The 16,899-nt window shown below is 59.1% G+C and carries 16 protein-coding genes; 8 read left to right on the top strand and 8 right to left on the bottom strand.

What is annotated here, in order from left to right; all coding sequences use genetic code 11:
- Positions 1-283 precede the first annotated feature (283 nt).
- A complete protein-coding gene (locus FHK95_RS16105; protein WP_150305660.1) occupies positions 284-574 on the top strand; it encodes a hypothetical protein in 291 nt (96 codons plus the stop codon).
- A gap of 156 nt (positions 575-730) precedes the next feature.
- A complete protein-coding gene (locus tag FHK95_RS16100; protein WP_150305659.1) occupies positions 731-1,702 on the top strand; it encodes a phosphoribosyltransferase family protein in 972 nt (323 codons plus the stop codon).
- A gap of 58 nt (positions 1,703-1,760) precedes the next feature.
- Here the strand turns inward: FHK95_RS16100 and FHK95_RS16095 are convergent, their stop codons facing one another.
- From FHK95_RS16095 to FHK95_RS16085, 3 genes are all read right to left on the bottom strand, one after another.
- Positions 1,761-2,465 carry an ROK family protein gene (locus FHK95_RS16095; RefSeq protein WP_206668602.1) on the bottom strand — a complete coding sequence of 235 codons (705 nt, stop codon included), beginning with the start codon at positions 2,463-2,465 and terminating at the stop codon, positions 1,761-1,763.
- A 100-nt stretch (positions 2,466-2,565) separates the two neighbouring features.
- The gene (locus FHK95_RS16090; protein ID WP_150305657.1) at positions 2,566-2,925 is read right to left on the bottom strand and encodes a hypothetical protein; all 360 of its coding nucleotides are present in this window, start codon (positions 2,923-2,925) and stop codon (positions 2,566-2,568) included.
- Between the two features lie 161 nt (positions 2,926-3,086).
- A complete protein-coding gene (locus FHK95_RS16085) occupies positions 3,087-3,455 on the bottom strand; it encodes a response regulator (protein ID WP_150305656.1) in 369 nt (122 codons plus the stop codon).
- Positions 3,456-3,869: 414 nt separating this feature from the next.
- On the opposite strand from FHK95_RS16085, the gene FHK95_RS16080 reads away from it, so the two are divergent.
- The 3 genes from FHK95_RS16080 to FHK95_RS16070 all read left to right on the top strand — a co-directional run bounded on the left by FHK95_RS16080 (position 3,870) and on the right by FHK95_RS16070 (position 6,317).
- Positions 3,870-5,042, top strand: a complete 1,173-nt coding sequence (locus FHK95_RS16080; RefSeq protein WP_150305655.1) for a zinc-dependent alcohol dehydrogenase — start codon at positions 3,870-3,872, stop codon at positions 5,040-5,042.
- 13 nt (positions 5,043-5,055) lie between these two features.
- A complete protein-coding gene (locus FHK95_RS16075) occupies positions 5,056-5,601 on the top strand; it encodes a transcriptional regulator (RefSeq protein ID WP_150305654.1) in 546 nt (181 codons plus the stop codon).
- 131 nt (positions 5,602-5,732) lie between these two features.
- The gene (locus tag FHK95_RS16070; protein ID WP_206668601.1) at positions 5,733-6,317 is read left to right on the top strand and encodes a YqaA family protein; all 585 of its coding nucleotides are present in this window, start codon (positions 5,733-5,735) and stop codon (positions 6,315-6,317) included.
- Positions 6,318-6,360: 43 nt separating this feature from the next.
- Here FHK95_RS16070 and FHK95_RS16065 read toward each other — a convergent pair whose 3' ends face one another.
- Positions 6,361-7,197, bottom strand: a complete 837-nt coding sequence (locus FHK95_RS16065; protein WP_150305653.1) for a CvfB family protein — start codon at positions 7,195-7,197, stop codon at positions 6,361-6,363.
- A gap of 198 nt (positions 7,198-7,395) precedes the next feature.
- Between FHK95_RS16065 and FHK95_RS16060 the strand changes: the two genes are divergently transcribed.
- A complete protein-coding gene (locus FHK95_RS16060) occupies positions 7,396-7,881 on the top strand; it encodes a GFA family protein (RefSeq protein WP_150305652.1) in 486 nt (161 codons plus the stop codon).
- 26 nt (positions 7,882-7,907) lie between these two features.
- Here the strand turns inward: FHK95_RS16060 and FHK95_RS16055 are convergent, their stop codons facing one another.
- Both FHK95_RS16055 and hexR read right to left on the bottom strand, forming a co-directional pair.
- Positions 7,908-8,186, bottom strand: coding sequence for a peptidylprolyl isomerase (locus FHK95_RS16055; RefSeq protein WP_150305651.1), 279 nt, complete (start codon positions 8,184-8,186; stop codon positions 7,908-7,910).
- Between the two features lie 30 nt (positions 8,187-8,216).
- The gene (gene hexR / locus FHK95_RS16050) at positions 8,217-9,092 is read right to left on the bottom strand and encodes a transcriptional regulator HexR (RefSeq protein WP_150305650.1); all 876 of its coding nucleotides are present in this window, start codon (positions 9,090-9,092) and stop codon (positions 8,217-8,219) included.
- A 182-nt stretch (positions 9,093-9,274) separates the two neighbouring features.
- Between hexR and zwf the strand changes: the two genes are divergently transcribed.
- The gene (zwf, locus tag FHK95_RS16045; protein ID WP_268977574.1) at positions 9,275-10,744 is read left to right on the top strand and encodes a glucose-6-phosphate dehydrogenase; all 1,470 of its coding nucleotides are present in this window, start codon (positions 9,275-9,277) and stop codon (positions 10,742-10,744) included.
- A gap of 15 nt (positions 10,745-10,759) precedes the next feature.
- Here zwf and FHK95_RS16040 read toward each other — a convergent pair whose 3' ends face one another.
- On the bottom strand, positions 10,760-13,597 hold the full coding sequence (locus FHK95_RS16040; RefSeq protein ID WP_150305649.1) for a putative bifunctional diguanylate cyclase/phosphodiesterase: 2,838 nt from the start codon (positions 13,595-13,597) through the stop codon (positions 10,760-10,762).
- A gap of 203 nt (positions 13,598-13,800) precedes the next feature.
- Here FHK95_RS16040 and uvrD point away from each other — a divergent pair, with 203 nt between their 5' ends.
- Entirely contained in the window at positions 13,801-15,981 is a 2,181-nt protein-coding gene (uvrD, locus tag FHK95_RS16035; protein ID WP_150305648.1) for a DNA helicase II, read from the top strand.
- A 70-nt stretch (positions 15,982-16,051) separates the two neighbouring features.
- Here uvrD and FHK95_RS16030 read toward each other — a convergent pair whose 3' ends face one another.
- Positions 16,052-16,444, bottom strand: coding sequence for an acyl-CoA thioesterase (locus FHK95_RS16030; protein WP_150305647.1), 393 nt, complete (start codon positions 16,442-16,444; stop codon positions 16,052-16,054).
- Positions 16,445-16,899 lie beyond the last annotated feature (455 nt).

The following is a 16,899-nucleotide window of genomic DNA, read 5'->3' as shown; positions in this document are numbered from 1 at the left end:
CAGGGCACCGGGCATTATATTGGCTGTCTATTTGAATAGACCGCTGGGGATAGGTGCGAGCCCGGCACTGCGGGTTGTCAAAAGTTCCCGCTGGCGTGCAAAGCTTTGCACTTTGCACGATATTAAAAGGCCACATCATGCAGCATGCATGGTGGTTCGGACTTTTGTTTTCTGTAACACATTGATTTAACACGAAATACCCGAAAGTGTGAACTGGCACAGGACTTGCGACATTCTCTCCACGCGTTAGAGCTCTTTTAGCCAATGCTTTGGGGAGATGCACATGAGTCTTCATATCGCTTTTGTACAACGGACACCGCTGATTCTGGCCGCCGCGCTCGGGGTCCTTTTACTCGGTCAATCTTCCATGGATCACCAGGTGCCGTCCGCGGGCACCTGGGAACGCGCTGCGACGCTGGAGTTCGGGTCTGTCAGATTTGCTGAAGCGCAGGCTCAGCCCATGTCGTTGTCCCAGCGCACGGACGTGCAGGCCGCCACCCTCCCAACCGTCTCGCAGCTTCCGGCCGTTTCCCAAATGGCGTCTGAAACCGCTACCCCGCGGTGGGTCTTTTGAGCGAGATGTTGATTGATGATTTGCCACCACGGTCCGCTCCCGCGGCCGTTATCCGATCGATGACGAGACGTGCATCTCAGCAATCGGCAACGGCGGAAGCTGGATGTGCGTGGTTTCTGTTGTAATAAAACCAATGACAAGCCTAAGGAGTAGTTAGTGAACTATCGAAGTGTCAGCGATCTTTCGGCACTGACCAATCGATTTGCTAGCAAGGTGCCCCCTGACGTTGATCTGGTGGTAGGCATCCCGCGGAGCGGGATGTTGGTGGCAAGCATTGTCGCGTTGAAGCTCAACCTCCCGCTAACTGACCTCTATTCGTTTGAGCGTAATGACGCGCTGAAGAAGGGGCATACCCGGACCTACAAACATGACGCGCTTGCGTCTCCGCAACAGGCCAAGAAGGTGCTGCTGGTGGATGACAGCATCGCCTCTGGCGGGTCCATGCGTGACGCCTTCAACAAGGTAAAGAACTTCTTTGCCGGCGAAGTGGTGACGATGGTCGCGTTTGCACAGCGAAACAACGCCGATGCGGTGGATATCGTCCTGGAAACCGTGGAGCAACCGCGGGTATTCGAATGGAATATCATGCACCATCCTCTGATCAGCTATGCCTGTCTGGACATGGACGGTGTGCTCTGCGTCGAACCGACTCCGGCGCAGACTGACGGCGGAGCCACCTACCGGGAATTTCTCAACAGTGCCAAGCCGTTGTTCGTTCCCTCCATTGAAGTCAAGCATCTGGTCGCCAACCGGCTGGAAAAATACCGTCCCGAGACTGAAGCCTGGCTGGAACGTCATGGCGTGCGCTACCAGCACCTGCACATGCTTGATTTGCCCGAGGCTGCTGAACACTGTCGACTGAAAACTCAACAGCAGTTCAAAGCCAATGTGTATCGCAGCGATCCGCATGCGGTGTTGTTTATCGAGAACAGGGAAATCCACGCGCGGGAGATTGTGCGCTTGGCCAGCAAGCCGGTGTTCTGTCTTGAAACAAACGAGATGTACACGCCAGGCGCCAGTCTGGCAGGGGTGAAAGCGCAGGCGTTGCGTAAGGGGTTAACCTTCCGTGACAAGGCGGCAGGCAAGGTTAAGCGCTTGGTTGGACGCTACTGGCCGGTAGCGAACTGAGCACCCAGGGGCTTGATCTGGCGGGTGCTACTCGCCCGCCGCTGCACCCTATGCAGCGTTAGCTCGAATGCCTCCACAGCGCGGCGCCACCGCCGAGGCCGGTATCGCTGGGCGCAATGCTCACCGTGGGTGGCAGTTCCACATTCACGAGCCGCACGTTGCCCCCGGTCAGAATAATCCGATCGGGGCGCAGCAGAATTTCCAGGATATCCAGCGCCCGCAATAATCGGTCGCACCATACGTCTGCACTGATCTGTTGAAGCACGGCATTGCCCAAGTACTGATCATAGGTGAGGTTGTCAGCGAGCGGATGATGCGCGAGTTCCAGGTGCGGCATCAATTGGCCGTTGCGAAACAGCGCCGAGCCAAAGCCTGTTCCCAACGTGAGTACCAGCTCCAGTCCCTTACCCTGAATCAAGGCAAAGCCTTGCAGGTCCGCATCATTGATGATGCGCGCGGGATGGTTGCCCAGGCGCCGGGACAGCGCTTCAGGCAGGTCGAAGCCGATCCATTCACGACTATCAAGATTCGCTGCGGTAAGAATAAGGCCGTTGCGGATGGCGCCGGGGAAGCCGATGGAGATTCGGTTATAGGCCGGGCAGGGCGCTACCAATTCGACAACGGTATCGATCAGCACGGACGGCAAACAGGGGTGAGGAGTGAGCACGCGCCGGCGTTCACTTAACAAATTGCCTTGCTCGTCGACGACAGCGGCCTTGATGCCGTTTCCGCCGATGTCGATCACCAGAATACCCGGTTTCAATGTTATTCCTTATGAATCGCCTGACGGATGAATCGTGGTGCCTGGCAGACTCAGGAGGCGAACCCTGAGCCTGCGTAATGCTTCCGGATCCGACAATCGCTCAACTATCGTCTTCGCAAATCAGTTTGGCGCGGATGGTCGCACTCGAATAGCTGCCTTCCAGGCGCAATGTGGCGGACTCCCCCGCTTCTATTGCAGTCGCGGGTGAGCCGGTCATCGCTGTTTCTGACGGATGGGGTTCAAGCCGGCAGCTAGCACGGACATCGCCGTTGTTAGTCACTTTCAGTGCTTGTATCCCGCCGGCACCGCCTGGTGCTGGCCCGGCTTCGGTGGTGGTGTCACCCACTACTTCAGTTTCGATATCCAATCCGTTCAATTCCTTGTCCAGTTCCACGTTATCCGCCGCAGCGATAAGGGGGAAGCAGGCAATGAATCCACAGGCTAAGAGGGTCTTATTCATGTTCTACCTCTGACATCAGGAATGTTCAGATATAGAAGTGTGGAACAGTAATGAAGTTCCTTGGTGCCGTGTAGACCATGGACTCTCAGCCGAGCCGGGCGTGAGGCGTTACATAGGTGGGGCGGGGGAGATTCAGGCGCGGATGGCAGTATGAGCCTGGCTCATACCGCGCCTGCTGCCACCGTTGTGTTTGGCACCAGCTGCTGAATGGTTTCGATCAGAGGCTCGATGTCGTAGGGCTTTCCGAAGACTGGACGATCGGCCCAGGCTTCAGGCATGCCTGCCGCGCCATACCCGGTTGTGAAGACAAAAGGGATGCCGCGGTCCGATAACAGTTCGGCCACCGGGAACACCGCCTCGCCTGCCAGGCTCACATCCAGAATAGCCACATCGAAGTCCAGCGATGACGCCATCGTCTCGCCTTCAGCGAGTGTCGACGCATGGGCTGCGACGCTATAGCCGCGGGTGTCGAGCATTTCTTCGAGAAGCATTGCTATCAGTGCTTCGTCTTCCACAATCAGTACGTTCATGATGCAACCATTAATTTTTTGCAATCTATCGCCGCCCTGAAGCGACTGTTTGTCTCGCCCGTTTTTGCGTTTCCTCGGCACATTCATTGAGGTCAGCAAGCGAGGCGGGGCGATGAAGGGATCCGCTATACAAGATCCCAGCGATCCTTGCAAGTTCCCTGAGTTTGTCGATTAGCCCTCGAATTGCGGCGAAAAACCCGAAAGCGCAACAGCTCGTCGGTAATCTGCAGCAATCTTGCACGGATTGGCAACTTTTGTCTGCATGCCAGGTACTAATTTTCTGTATGCAATCGCCGTGACACGCCGGTGTCTGCCTCCGGTAATCAGCAGTGGAAAGCGCCTGCTGCGCAGCGTGCGCAGTAGTACTCGAAGGAATCACCACGCGGCATTCGTTCACCCGAACAGGAGATTTCCATGAGAGCACTCCGCTGGCATGGCAAGAAAGACATTCGTTGTGATAATCACGTACCTGACCCCTCCATAGAAGATCCGCGCGACGCCATTGTAAAAGTCTCGTCCTGCGCCATCTGCGGTTCCGACCTGCATCTATATGACGGCTTCATGCCGGGCATGACCCACGGCGACATAATGGGTCACGAGTTTATGGGGGAGGTGATGGAGGTCGGGTCTGCCAACAAGAAACTCAAGGTTGGCGACCGGGTAGTTGTGCCCTTCACTATCAGCTGCGGCGAGTGCGACCAGTGCCAGCGCGGGAATTTCTCGGTATGCGAACGGAGCAATCGCAACGCCAAGCTGGCCGATAAAATGTTTGGTCATACCACCGCAGGCTTGTTCGGATATACACAGCTTACCGGGGGCTATGACGGTGGCCAGGCTGAATTCGTCAGGGTGCCTTTCGCTGACGTTGGGCCGGTGGTCGTGCCCGACGGCATGACTGATGAGCAGGCCCTGTTCCTCGGGGATATTTTCCCCACCGGCTGGCAAGCTGCAGTGCAGTGCGACATTCAGCGTACCGACACCGTCGTTATCTGGGGCGCCGGCCCGGTCGGACAATTCACCATTCGCAGCGCCATTCTGCTTGGCGCCGAACAGGTTGTGTGCATCGACAATGTCCCGGAGCGGTTGTCCATGGCCCGTGCCGGGGGCGCGATCACCATCAATTTTGATGAAGAGAGCGTGATCGAACGCCTGAACGAATTGACCAAGGGCAAGGGCCCCGAAAAATGTATCGATGCGGTTGGCATGGAGTCCCACGCGGCGCGATCGATCGACGCCATGTATGACCGGGTCAAGCAGGCGGCCATGATGGAAACGGGCCGGCCGCACGTGTTGCGCGAAATGATGTATGTCTGCAGGCCGGGCGGCACTCTGTCGATTCCCGGCGTGTACGGCGGTCTGCTGGATAAGTTGCCCTTCGGCGCCGCCATGAACAAATCACTTACCTTCCGCATGGGGCAGACCCACGTGCAGCGCTGGGCTGATGATCTGCTCAAGCGAATACAGGATGGACAGATCGATCCATCCTTCGTCATCACGCACACGGCCAGCCTTGAAGACGGCCCGGAGCTGTACAAGACCTTCCGCGACAAGCATGACGGCTGTGTCAAAGTCGTGCTGAAGCCCTGAGGAGACTATGACCATGCAACGCAAATCAAATCAGGAGTACCGCAATAACCATGCAGCGCGCAAGGCGGCGCGGAGTCTGGGCTGGCTGAGCATCGGCATGGGGGTTGCCGAGTTGCTGATGCCCCGGGCGCTGGCCAGTACCCTTGGCTTGCCGGGCAGCGTCGGCTTGCTGCGACTCTATGGTCTGCGCGAAATCGCAACCGGGGTGGGGCTGTTGATGACCGACAAGCCCGCGCCGTGGATCTATGCGCGCCTGGGTGGCGATGCGCTGGACCTGGCCACCCTGGGCGTGGCCGCCCAGCGAGGTTACGAGCCAGTGAATACCTCCATGGCGCTGGGCGCGGTAGCAGCAGTGACTGCGGCGGACTTTGCCTGTGCGCGAGGTTTGAGGCAGGAAAAACACCCGGTCACGGTGTTTGATTACGGCGACCGTAGCGGCTTCCCCCAGGGGGCTGAAAAAATGCGCGGGCGGGCTGCCACGGGGCAGGGCAGTAGCCAGGACGCGCCGCAGGTCAGCGGTATGGACGCGGCTAACCGGGAAGCGCCTAACCGGCCCTGACGCCAGCTCCGGCGCGGCGTCGTTGCCGCGTCGGGGTTCTCACCGGCAGTCTCTGAACAGGTTGGTTAGAGCGAACCAGTACCTCAATGCGATGGTCTTATCGGGATTGGTAGGTTTTGAGGGTACTGGATTTGCCGAAAGTTACTTCCCCCACGGCCTGGCTTGACCGGCTTGATCGTTCGCGCCATGCACTCTGGCTGTTATTTGCGGCATCAATGGCCGAGACGCTGTTGGTGCCGATTCCTATTGAAGTCATTCTGATTCCGTGGATGCTTTGTCATCCCGAGCGCAAATGGACCGTTGCCGGGGTAGCGCTGGCGGGCAACCTGACGGCTGCCACGCTGGGCTATTACTTTGGTGTGTTCGCCATGGATCAGTGGGGCGACACGCTGATCAGTTTCTTTGGTAGTCAGGAGTCCTACGAGCAATTCCAGCAACGCTTCAGCGAGGATGGCTTTGTCGCCATTCTCTCCATTGGCATCATCCCGGTGCCCTTTCAGATCGCCATGCTGGCCGCCGGAGCCAATGGGTATCCGATAGCTCTGTTTCTGCTCGCCGCGATGATTGGCCGCGGCGTGCGCTATTTCGGTCTGGCGTTGTTGGTGGCGATTGCCGGCGAGGCGGCGACGCGCTTTTGGGATCAATATTCCAAACCGCTGGGCGCACTGTTATTGGTGCTGGCCGGGGCCTGGCTGTGGTTTGACTTGCCGGGTTGACGGCCCGGTTCGGCGCCGGGCTGTCGCTGCAAACCGCTAGCGCCTAGCAGCGCTCGATACGGTCCGGGTGGATCACGATCAGGCCCTGTTTCATCAGACCACCAATGGCTTTCTTGAAGCTGCCCTTGCTCACCCCAAAGGCTTTGCTAATGGCTTCCGGCGGGCTCTTGTCGCTCAGTGCCAGCACGCCTTGCTGCGCATCGAGCTGGGCCAGAATCTGCTGCTGCAGCTGATCTCCTGCGTCGCTGCCAACCGGCTGCAGGCTCAGGCTGATCTTGCCGTCGGCACGAATCTCCTTGATATAGCCTTTTTCGCGCATGCCGCTGCGCAGGAACTTGAACACCTCATTCTTGTGAATCAGCCCCCAATGCGAGTCATTGATAATGGCTTTGTAACCGAGATCAGTGGGTGACACCACCAGCAGCTCAACCGCATCACCCGGGTTGTAGCGCACCGGGAGTTTGTCGAGATGCCTGTCCAGGTATGCCGTAGCGGTGATACGGCGCGTATGCCGGTCCAGATACAGATACACCACACAGTAATCGCCCTCTTTGAGGGGGCGCTTTTCCTCGGAATGGGGTAGCAGGACGTCCTTGGGCAGACCCCAATCCAGAAACAGACCGACCTGGTTGATCTCCGCGACTTTCAAACTGGCGAATTCGCCCACCTGCGCCTTGGGCGTTTCGGTGGTGGCGATTAGCTTGTCTTCGCTGTCCAGATAGATGAACACATTTAGCCAGTCATCGACTTCGGTCGGCTGATCCTTGGGGATGTAGCGGTTCGGCAGCAATATTTCGCCATCCGGTCCGCCATCCAGATAGAGACCGAATCCGGTGTGTTTGACAATTTGCAGTGTGTTGAAGCGCCCGATTGCAGCCATGATGCGAATTCCGAAATTGAATAGTGGGCATTGTAGCAGTCAGCCCGCTGACAAGGGCGAGCGGGCTGGTGGGTGACTCTTTGCGCCGTGGTTGAAGCAGCAGACTATGCTCATAAAAGCGGGCGCCAGCTCCGTTAGTGGACTGGGCAGCCGTGTTATTCAGACAATTCAGGCGGCGCACGTCGCTGGGAGGCATTGATGCAACTCAAGGGTTCCTGTCATTGCACTGCGGTGCAATTCACTTTGCAAAGCGCTCATCCCTACCCCTATCAGCGCTGTTACTGTTCGATCTGCCGCAAGACGCAGGGCGGGGGCGGTTATGCGATCAACCTCAGTGGCGATGCAAAGAGTCTGGACGTTACTGGCCGTGACCACATCAGCGTCTATCACGCGCTGATGCCTGGTGAGGATGGCAGCCTCAGAGCCAGCAGCGCCGAGCGACACTTCTGTCGCGAATGCGGCTCGGCCCTATGGTTATTCAGTCCAGAATGGCCCGATCTGATCCACCCCTTTGCTTCGGCAATCGATACGCCGTTGCCGGTTCCGCCGGAACGCACGCATATGATGCTGGAGTCACGCGCGGCCTGGGTGGAAGCGGAAACCAGGCCGGGAGACAGGGAATATCGGGAGTACCCGGAGGAGTCGATCGCTGAATGGCACGAGCGACTGGGTGTGAGTCGCTAGCAGCCCGGTGGGTGCAGCGACGGTCGTCAGTCGCGGTAGAAAACCTGTACCAGATGATAGCCAAACTGGGTTTTCACTGGGCCGTGGATCTGTTTGAGCGGTTTCTTGAAAATGATCTGATCAATCGCCCGAACCATCTGGCCGGGTCGCACTTCACCGAGATCGCCGCCGCGTTTACGCGACGGGCAGGTGGAATATTTCTTGGCCAGCACGTCAAAGGCTTCACCCGCGGCAAGACGCTTCTTCAGTTCCGCGGCCTGTTCTTCGGTCTTGACCAGGATGTGGCGCGCCATGGCAGTAGGCATCGTGTAGTGATCTCGTGCAGATGAATGTGTTCAGTCGTGATTGTCTGCGCTGCGTTGGCCGGTCTTGTGGGATAGCCGCAGACCGCGCAGGCTCCGCTTGACGCTTTTAAGGTGGTTGACCAGCTCCGGACCACGGCGCATGGCCATGCCCATCGCCAGCACATCGATGACCACCAGATGAGCGATCCGTGAGGATAACGGCGTATAGATTTCAGTATCTTCCGTCACATCGATGGGGATGTGAATCCGGCCAAGTTCGGCCAGCGGCGTGTTGCTCGGGCAGAGACTGATCAGCGTTGCCCCGCTTTCGGTCACCAGCGCGGCTGAATGCAGCAGGTCCTTGGTGCGTCCGGTCTGGGAAATCGCCACCGCGACGTCCTCGGGGCCGAGGGTCACGGCTGACATCGCCTGCATGTGCGGGTCGGAATAGGCGGCCGTGGACACCTGCAGGCGGAAAAACTTGTGCTGGGCGTCGCTGGCTACCGCGCCTGAGGCACCGAATCCGTAAAACTCAACGCGCCGGGCATGGGCCATCGCTTCGATCGCCCGTTCGGTGGCGGCAGTATCGAGCCGCTCGCGAACGTCCATCAAGGTCGCCAGGGTGGTGTCAAATATCTTGTGCGACAGCTGCTCAACGCTGTCATCTTCGTTTATCGAAAACTGGCCAAAACTGGCTCCCGCCGCGAGGCTCTGCGCTAGTCTCAGTTTGAGGTCCTGGAACCCGGTACAGCCAATGGCACGGCAGAAGCGCACGATCGTTGGCTCGCTGACGCCGACTTCCCTGGCCAGATCAGCCATGGAGGAGTGCATGACTTGCGCCGCATGCGCGAGAACGTGGTCGGCTACCTTGAGTTCCGACTTGCGGAGTAACTGGCGGCTGGCGGCGATGTGCTGGAGCAAATTCACGTGTACTTCATGCTAGTCTGAATGCCGTTGGGGTGAGATTTCTTGTAGTTATACTACATAAAGTACCGAGCGACCGTGAATAGCTGTGGATTCGCCATCCGGAACGCACCCCGCGGCCTGTGTTCAATGGGCGATACCCTAGCGATCCAACCGGTATTCATCGGCGTAACAGGAGAATTACTGTGTCAGCAAAACGCGGCCTCGCCTGCGACATTGTAGTATTTGGCGGCACTGGGGATCTGGCGATGCGCAAGTTGCTGCCCTCGCTGTATTACCTGCATCGTGACCGACATCTGCATGCCGAAACCCGCATCATCGCCACCGCGCGTGGCAAGCATGACGCCGACAGTTATCGCAAGCTGGTGCAACGGCATGTCAGCCAGCACGTGGCCCAGGGGGATTTCGATCGGTCGGTGTGGGACGCGTTTGCCAAGCGGCTCGAATTCATGACCCTGGACGTCAGCCAACGAACATCCTATACCCGCCTGGGCGAAAGGCTTGGCGAGCATCCGGAACGCGTGCGCGTATTTTATCTGGCGACCATGCCAAACCTGTTCGCGTCCACTACCAAGCATCTCGGCTCGACCGGACTGGTCACCGCTGAAGCGCGCATCGTGCTGGAAAAACCCCTGGGCCAGAGTCTGGAGACCGCTAACCAGATCAATGACCAGATCGGGTCGGTATTCGATGAATCGCGGGTATTCCGTATCGATCACTATCTGGGCAAGGAGGCGGTGCAGAACCTGCTCGCCCTGCGCTTCGGGAACGCGCTGTTCGAGCCACTCTGGGGTAATGCCCAGATTGACCATGTGCAGATCAGCGTGCTGGAGACGGTGGGTGTCGAGAATCGCGGCGACTACTACGACAGTGCCGGCGCGATTCGCGACATGGTGCAGAACCACCTCTTGCAGCTGTTATGTCTGGTGGCGATGGAGGCACCGGTGCACTTCGAGCCGGAATCGGTCCGTAATGAAAAGCTCAAGATTCTCGAGGCGTTGCGCCCTATAGGCGGCATGGACGTGCAGGACCACACGGTGCGCGGCCAGTATTCGGAAGGGATGCGGGCGGGGGAAAAGCTGCCGGCGTATTATTTCGAGAAGAGCGTCGATCACGACAGCAATACCGAGACCTTTGTCGCGCTCAAGGCCGAGATCGACAGCTGGCGCTGGGCGGGCGTGCCATTCTACCTGCGCACAGGTAAAGCGCTGGCGCAGCGCAAATCCGAGATCGTGGTGCAGTTCAAGGCTGTGCCGCACCGGTTGTTTCCCCAGCTCGGCGATAGTGCGCCGGGCAACCGTCTGGTCATCCGCCTGCAACCGGACGAAAGTATCAGCCTGTCATTGATGGCCAAATCCCCCGGACGGGGCATGACATTGCAGGAAGTGGAGCTGGATCTGAATTTTGCCGACGCGTTCAAGCGCCGCCGCTGGGACGCCTATGAGCGATTGTTACTCGACGTCATTGACGGTGATGCCACGCTGTTCATGCGCCGTGATGAGATCGAGGCCGCCTGGCGCTGGGTGGACCCGATCATCGAAGGCTGGCAGAACAGCTACCGCTCGCCCAAGCGCTACGCGGCCGGTAGCTGGGGCCCTGAAGCGGCGGACAGTCTACTCGAGCGCCAGGGACACGCCTGGCTTGATGAGCGCTAGCGCCCGAGCAGAAACTTAGATCGGCAAGCTCTGCTGGGCGTCGGTGAGCAATCTGGCGAAGGCCTGAGCTGGCAATGGGCGGCTGATCAGGTAGCCCTGCACCTCATCACAACCGTAGTCACGCAGGATCTCGAGCTGAGTCTCGTGCTCGACGCCTTCGGCCACTACATTGAGACCGAGGCTGTGCGCCATGGCGATAATGGCGCGCACGATCGCTGCATCCTGTGCACCCTCTTCCAGCTCCGCAACGAAGGCTCGATCGATCTTCAGGGTATGCAGGGGGAAACGCTTGAGATAGGCAAGGGATGAATAACCGGTGCCAAAATCATCCACCGCCAGCCTGATGCCCATGTCCTGTAGTTCGGCGATATTGCGCGTCACCACTTCCAGATGCTCGAGCAGCATACTTTCGGTCAGCTCCAGTTCCAGGAACTGCGCCGGCAATCGGGATTCAGCAAGAATATCGAGGACCACCTGCGAGAAATTCTCCTGGCGTAGCTGCTGCACCGACAGGTTGACGGCGATGCGTACCGGTGCCGGGCCCTGGTGATACCAGACACTCGCCTGCGCACAGGCCCGACGCAGTACTATCTCCCCCAGCGGCACAATCATGCCGGTCTCTTCGGCCATCTCGATGAATTGTCCGGGTAGCAGCAATCCACGCTGCGGATGTTGCCAGCGCACCAGTGCCTCGGCCGCGGTGATATGGTCAGTCGCCAGGTCAAGCTTGGGTTGGTAATACACCACCAGCTGCGAATCAATCAGCGCCTTGCGTAGCTGGTTTTCCAGCTGCAGGCGATCGAGGCTGTAGGACTGCAGCAGGTGCGTGTAAAACTGGAAATTGTCACCGCCCAGGTGCTTGGCATGATGCATCGCCTGGTTGGCCTGAGTCGTCAGGTGCAGGCTGTTGCGCGCTTCGGGGAACTGGCTGATCCCAATGGAGGCAGTCACCACCAGCTCGTGCGCGCCAATCAGGATCGGCCTGCGCACTTCCTCCAGCAGGCTGCCGGCCAGTTGCTCCAGTTCCTGCCGGCTCTGCGGACATTCCATCAGAATGACGAACTCGTCGGCCGAGAGACGCGCGAGCAAATCGGGTTGCTCCATCTCCCCCAGACGCAGGGCGATCTGCTGGAGCAGTAGATCTGCCACCGCGTGGCCCAGGGTGTCGTTGATATGCTTGAAACGGTCGAGGTTCAGGTGCAGCAGCGCCAACTGCCGATTCTCCGTGCGGGCGCGGCCAGTGGCCTCGTTCAGCTGTTGGGTGAACAGATTGCGATTGGCCAACTGCGTCAGGGGGTCATAGTTGGTCAGGTATCTGACCTGTTCCTCGTTCTGGCGGTGGACCGTCAGATCGGCAAAGAACGCCACATAATGGATGATTTTGCCCCGCTCATCGCGTACCACTGCGAGCTGCAGCCACTGCGGGTAGCGTTCGCCGTTGCGACGGGTCGCCATCCGCTCGCCCTGCCAGCGGCCCTGGGCAAGCAAGGTGCTGACCAGCTTCTGGTAATCCTCGCTCTCCATGGATCGCACGAGGTTGTTCAGCAACATGCCGATGACTTCTCCCGCGGCGAAACCGGTGATTGTGCTGAACGCCTGATTCACGGCCAGCACATGCAGCTGCCGGTCGAGAATGATGATGCCTTCGGATGTTGCCTCGAACACGGTGGCTGCCAGCAGGGATTCTTCTTCATGGTGCTTGCGCGCCGAGATATCGCGGCGGGTGCCAATCATGCGCAACACGCGGCCGGCGGCATCCCGTTCAACGGCCCGGCCGTTGTCTTCGACCCATAACCAGTGACCGTCGGCATGCTTGACCCGGTATTCGAGCCTGTAGGGCTGCTGCTGGTCCTTCATGTGTCTGATCAGCGCGGTGCGTACGGTTTTAACGTCGTCGAAATGCAATTGCGGCCGCAGATCACCGAGCATCGTCGGTCGCATGTCGGGCCGAAGACCGAAGATGATATCCAGCCGGGAATGCTCGACGCGGTCCGTTTCCAGGTCCCAGTCCCAGAGTGCCAGGCCGGTTACTTCCAGTGCCAGATTCAGACGGTCCTCGCTGGAGCGTAGCGCTCGGCTGGAATCCTCCAGTTCAGCCGTACGCTGTTGAACACGTTGTTCCAATGCACCGTAGCTTTCCAACAGCGCCTGCTCAGCGCGACGTCGGTGTTCGATTTCATCGGTGAGCTGCTGGTTGAGCGCTTCGGTCTGTTGATGCGTCTGCTCCAGCCGTGCGACTAACGCGAGATTATCATCGTCTGCCTGCATGGCGCGGGCGACAGAGCGGTTGATGAAGGCCCCGGCCAGCAGCATGCAGGAGAATATCGTTATTCCCATGACGCCCCAGTCCGCGCTGGTGTTGTCTTCACGGGTCAGCAGGAAAATAATGCTCGGCAGCCAGGCGGGCAGCAGAAAGCTGGCAAAGGCAAGGAACCGGCTGGCGTAGATAATGCTCACGCACAGACTTATCCCGGTGAACAAGCTATAGGCCGCAGCTTGCGAACTGAAGGTCTCCAGTGGGACCAGGCCAATCTGGATATAGGCCGCCGCCAGGCCGGTCAGCGTGTTGCCGAGGTAGAACAACACGCGCCAGCGCGGCTTCAAGCGCACATCGGGCGAGCTCTGGCGGTAGCGGCTGGTCAGTAGATTGCGCAGCAGGGTCAGTGACAGGATGAATGCCAGCCAGCCAAGCAGAAGGGTATGGTCGACATGATCCCAGACCAGAAAGCTGATCAGAACTGCTGCGAGCAGTATCAGCCATTGCGGTAGTCGAGAGTATTCGTACAGCAGATCGAGCTGGCGTAGGCGCAGGTCGATTTGGGTGCGGGGTGCGTAACTATCCTGAAACGCCATGATGATTGATCCCTCAAATGCTCAGCGCTTCGCTCCGAGAATGCCACTATGATGGCAACTTCTCCCTGAACACGCACCATACATTAGCGCCCGAGTTTGGCACAGCCCCCACGATAGTATTAAAAGGCGCCATCTGGCAGCTGATGTTGAGGCTGTGGTCGGTTTCCTTCCGGCCGGCGCGCAGCGGCTGGTAGAATGCGCGCATGGATATCTCTCACCTGCTTAATTCGCTTAATGACGCCCAGCGCCAGGCCGTAACAGCGGCTCCCGGTCAGCAACTGGTGCTGGCTGGCGCCGGCTCTGGAAAAACCCGCGTGCTGGTGCACCGTATCGCCTGGTTGTGCCAGGTGGAGAACGCTTCGCCCTGGAGCATTCTCTCGGTGACCTTCACCAATAAGGCCGCCTACGAGATGCGCGCACGCATCGAACAATTGCTGGGTATTTCGCCCCAGGGTATGTGGGTCGGCACCTTCCACGGGCTTGCGCACCGCCTGTTGCGTGCACACTGGCGCGAAGCCGGTCTGGCCCAACAGTTCCAGATTCTCGACGGGGATGATCAGCTGCGGCTGGTCAAACGGGTCATTCGCGAGCTGGGTCTGGATGAAAACCAGTGGGCACCGCGCCAGGCCCTCTGGTGGATCAACGGACAAAAGGATGAAGGTCTGCGTCCGCAGCACATTCAGCCGGCCGGCGACCTCTATCTGACCACCATGCTGCGGATCTATCAGGCCTACGAACAGGCCTGCGCCCGGGCCGGGGTAGTCGACTTCGCCGAACTGCTGCTGCGCTCGCTAGAATTGTGGCGCGACAACAATGCGCTGCGTGAGCAGTATCAGGCGCGTTTTCGCCATCTGCTGGTAGATGAGTTCCAGGACACCAACGCCGTGCAATACGCCTGGCTCAGGCTGATTGCCGGCCAGAGCCCCAGCCTGATGGTGGTCGGCGATGACGACCAGTCGATCTACGGCTGGCGCGGCGCACGCATCGAAAATATTCAGCAGTTCCAGACCGATTACCCGGCAGCCGAGCTGATTCGACTGGAGCAGAACTACCGCTCTACGGCAAACATCCTCCGGGCGGCAAACGCGCTGATCGGCAACAATGCCGGCCGGCTGGGTAAGGAACTCTGGACCGAGGATAACGAAGGCGAGCCGATTGCCCTGTATGCCGGCTTCAATGAGCAGGATGAGGCGCGGTTTATCGTCGAGCGTATCGAGCAGGCGGTGCGTGAGGGCATGGCGCGCAGCGAGATAGCCATTCTGTACCGCTCCAACGCGCAGTCACGGGTACTCGAAGAAGCCCTGCTGCGCGCGGCGATTCCCTATCGGATCTACGGTGGACAGCGCTTCTTCGAACGCGCCGAGATCAAGAACGCCATGGCCTATATGCGGCTGATCGCTAACCGTGGCGATGATGGTGCGCTGGAGCGGATTATCAACGTTCCCGCCCGCGGCATCGGCGACAAGACAGTGGAATGTCTGCGCCAGCACGCCCGCGAGCAGGATGTTTCGCTGTGGCAGGCCGGTTGCGATCTGCTCGATAACAAGGGATTACCCGGTCGCGCTGCCAACGCCGTGCAGGCGTTCATGCAGATGATCGAAAATATCACCGAGCGGGTCGAAGGCATGCCGTTATACAGCATGGCCCAGCAGGTGATTGAGCACAGTGGGCTGTTGCGCTTTCATGAGCAGGAAAAGGGCGAGAAGGCCCAGGCACGGGTGGAAAACCTTGAGGAGCTGGTGTCTGCTGCACGGGCGTTTGAAAACGAAATGGCCAGTGAGGAAGAGGAAGGCGACACCTTGCCGGCCTTCCTTGCGCATGCCTCGCTGGAGGCCGGTGAAACGCAGGCCGATCGCTTCGAGGACAGCGTCCAGCTGATGACGCTGCACAGTGCAAAAGGGCTCGAATTCCCGCTGGTGTTCCTGGCTGGCGTGGAGGAGGGGCTTTTCCCGCATAAGATGAGCCTGGAGGAACCGGGGCGGCTGGAGGAAGAGCGCCGTCTCGCCTATGTCGGCATCACCCGGGCCATGCAGCAATTGGTTATCACCTGGGCGGAAACGCGCCGGCTATATGGCAGCGAGACCTTCAACAAGGTATCGCGCTTCGTTCGCGAGATTCCCGCTGACCTGATCCGCGAGGTGCGGCTGGGCAGTCAGGTCAGTCGTCCCTTCGGGCCCGGCAAGGGCAAAGGCACCATGTTTGCTCAGGAAGCCTCCGAGAGCACCGGTTTCGCATTGGGCCAACGTGTCATGCACTCACTCTTTGGTGAGGGCGTGGTGCTTAACTATGAAGGGCATGGAGCGCAGGCGCGGATTCAGGTGAACTTCGATGACGAAGGCAGTAAATGGCTGATGGTGTCCTACGCCAAGCTTGAGGCGATGTAGCCAGAGGTCAAAAACTACGCCGAGGCGCCGGCGCCGGATGGGATTCCAGCGCCGTCCCGGCGTGTCTGGATCAGGAAGGAATAACGCGCGTGCGGCCGCGGTCATCGATGGCGACGAACACGAATATCGCTTCGGTCACCTTGCGGCTGCCATCGTGTGCCAGATCCTCACTCCACACCTCGACGCATATCTTGGCCGAACTGCGGCCGACATCCAGAACGTGACAGTGAAAGGCCAGCTGGGCACCGACCGGCACCGGCACCATGAAACCCATGCGATCAATCGCGACGGTGGCGACTCGGCCGCGGGCGATACGCGCCGCGGTGCTGGTGCCGGCCACGTCCATTTGCGCTACAAGCCAACCGCCGAAAATATCTCCGAAGCTGTTGCAGTCTCGCGGCAGGGTGGTGATCTTGAGCGCCAGCTCGCCCCGGGGGGTTGGATCCATGTCTAGGTCTTGCATTAAATGCTCGCTAATGTGCGTTGTAATTTTTGTAGCTGCAGTCAAGCGGGAAAGTTGAAAACTGCGAAGGCGCCTATGTTATGTGATAGCGGGTTATCACTCAATGGCTGGGGTTGTTGCCGCTTGGTCAAACTAGTGTGGAGTAACGCAGGGTGCACAGCTGCCCCAGTGGTGGAGAATTCCGTGTCAGCTATCGCGTGCNGCTGCAAGTACGCCCCTGTAAGCTCGTCGATGACATCCCTGTCATCGCACGGTCGACTCAGCCCTGTCGTCACGCTTCGCAGTAGAGTCGGAGTTGCCGGAGGGGAAGGGCAGTTAGTCGCCTGAGCCCGAGCTGCCTGGGGGTGTAAGTGCGCCTGCGCTACGCCAAACTCTCAGCCACATCACTCTCGGCGACCGGCTTCGATACGACCGGATCGAGGTGTGGCGAGCAATCCCCCCTAGCCCGAATGGCA

The sequence above is a fragment of the Pseudomonas saliphila genome (assembly GCF_008638345.1).
GTDB lineage: Bacteria > Pseudomonadota > Gammaproteobacteria > Pseudomonadales > Pseudomonadaceae > Halopseudomonas > Halopseudomonas saliphila.
This window is presented reverse-complemented; position numbering and strand designations above follow the sequence as displayed.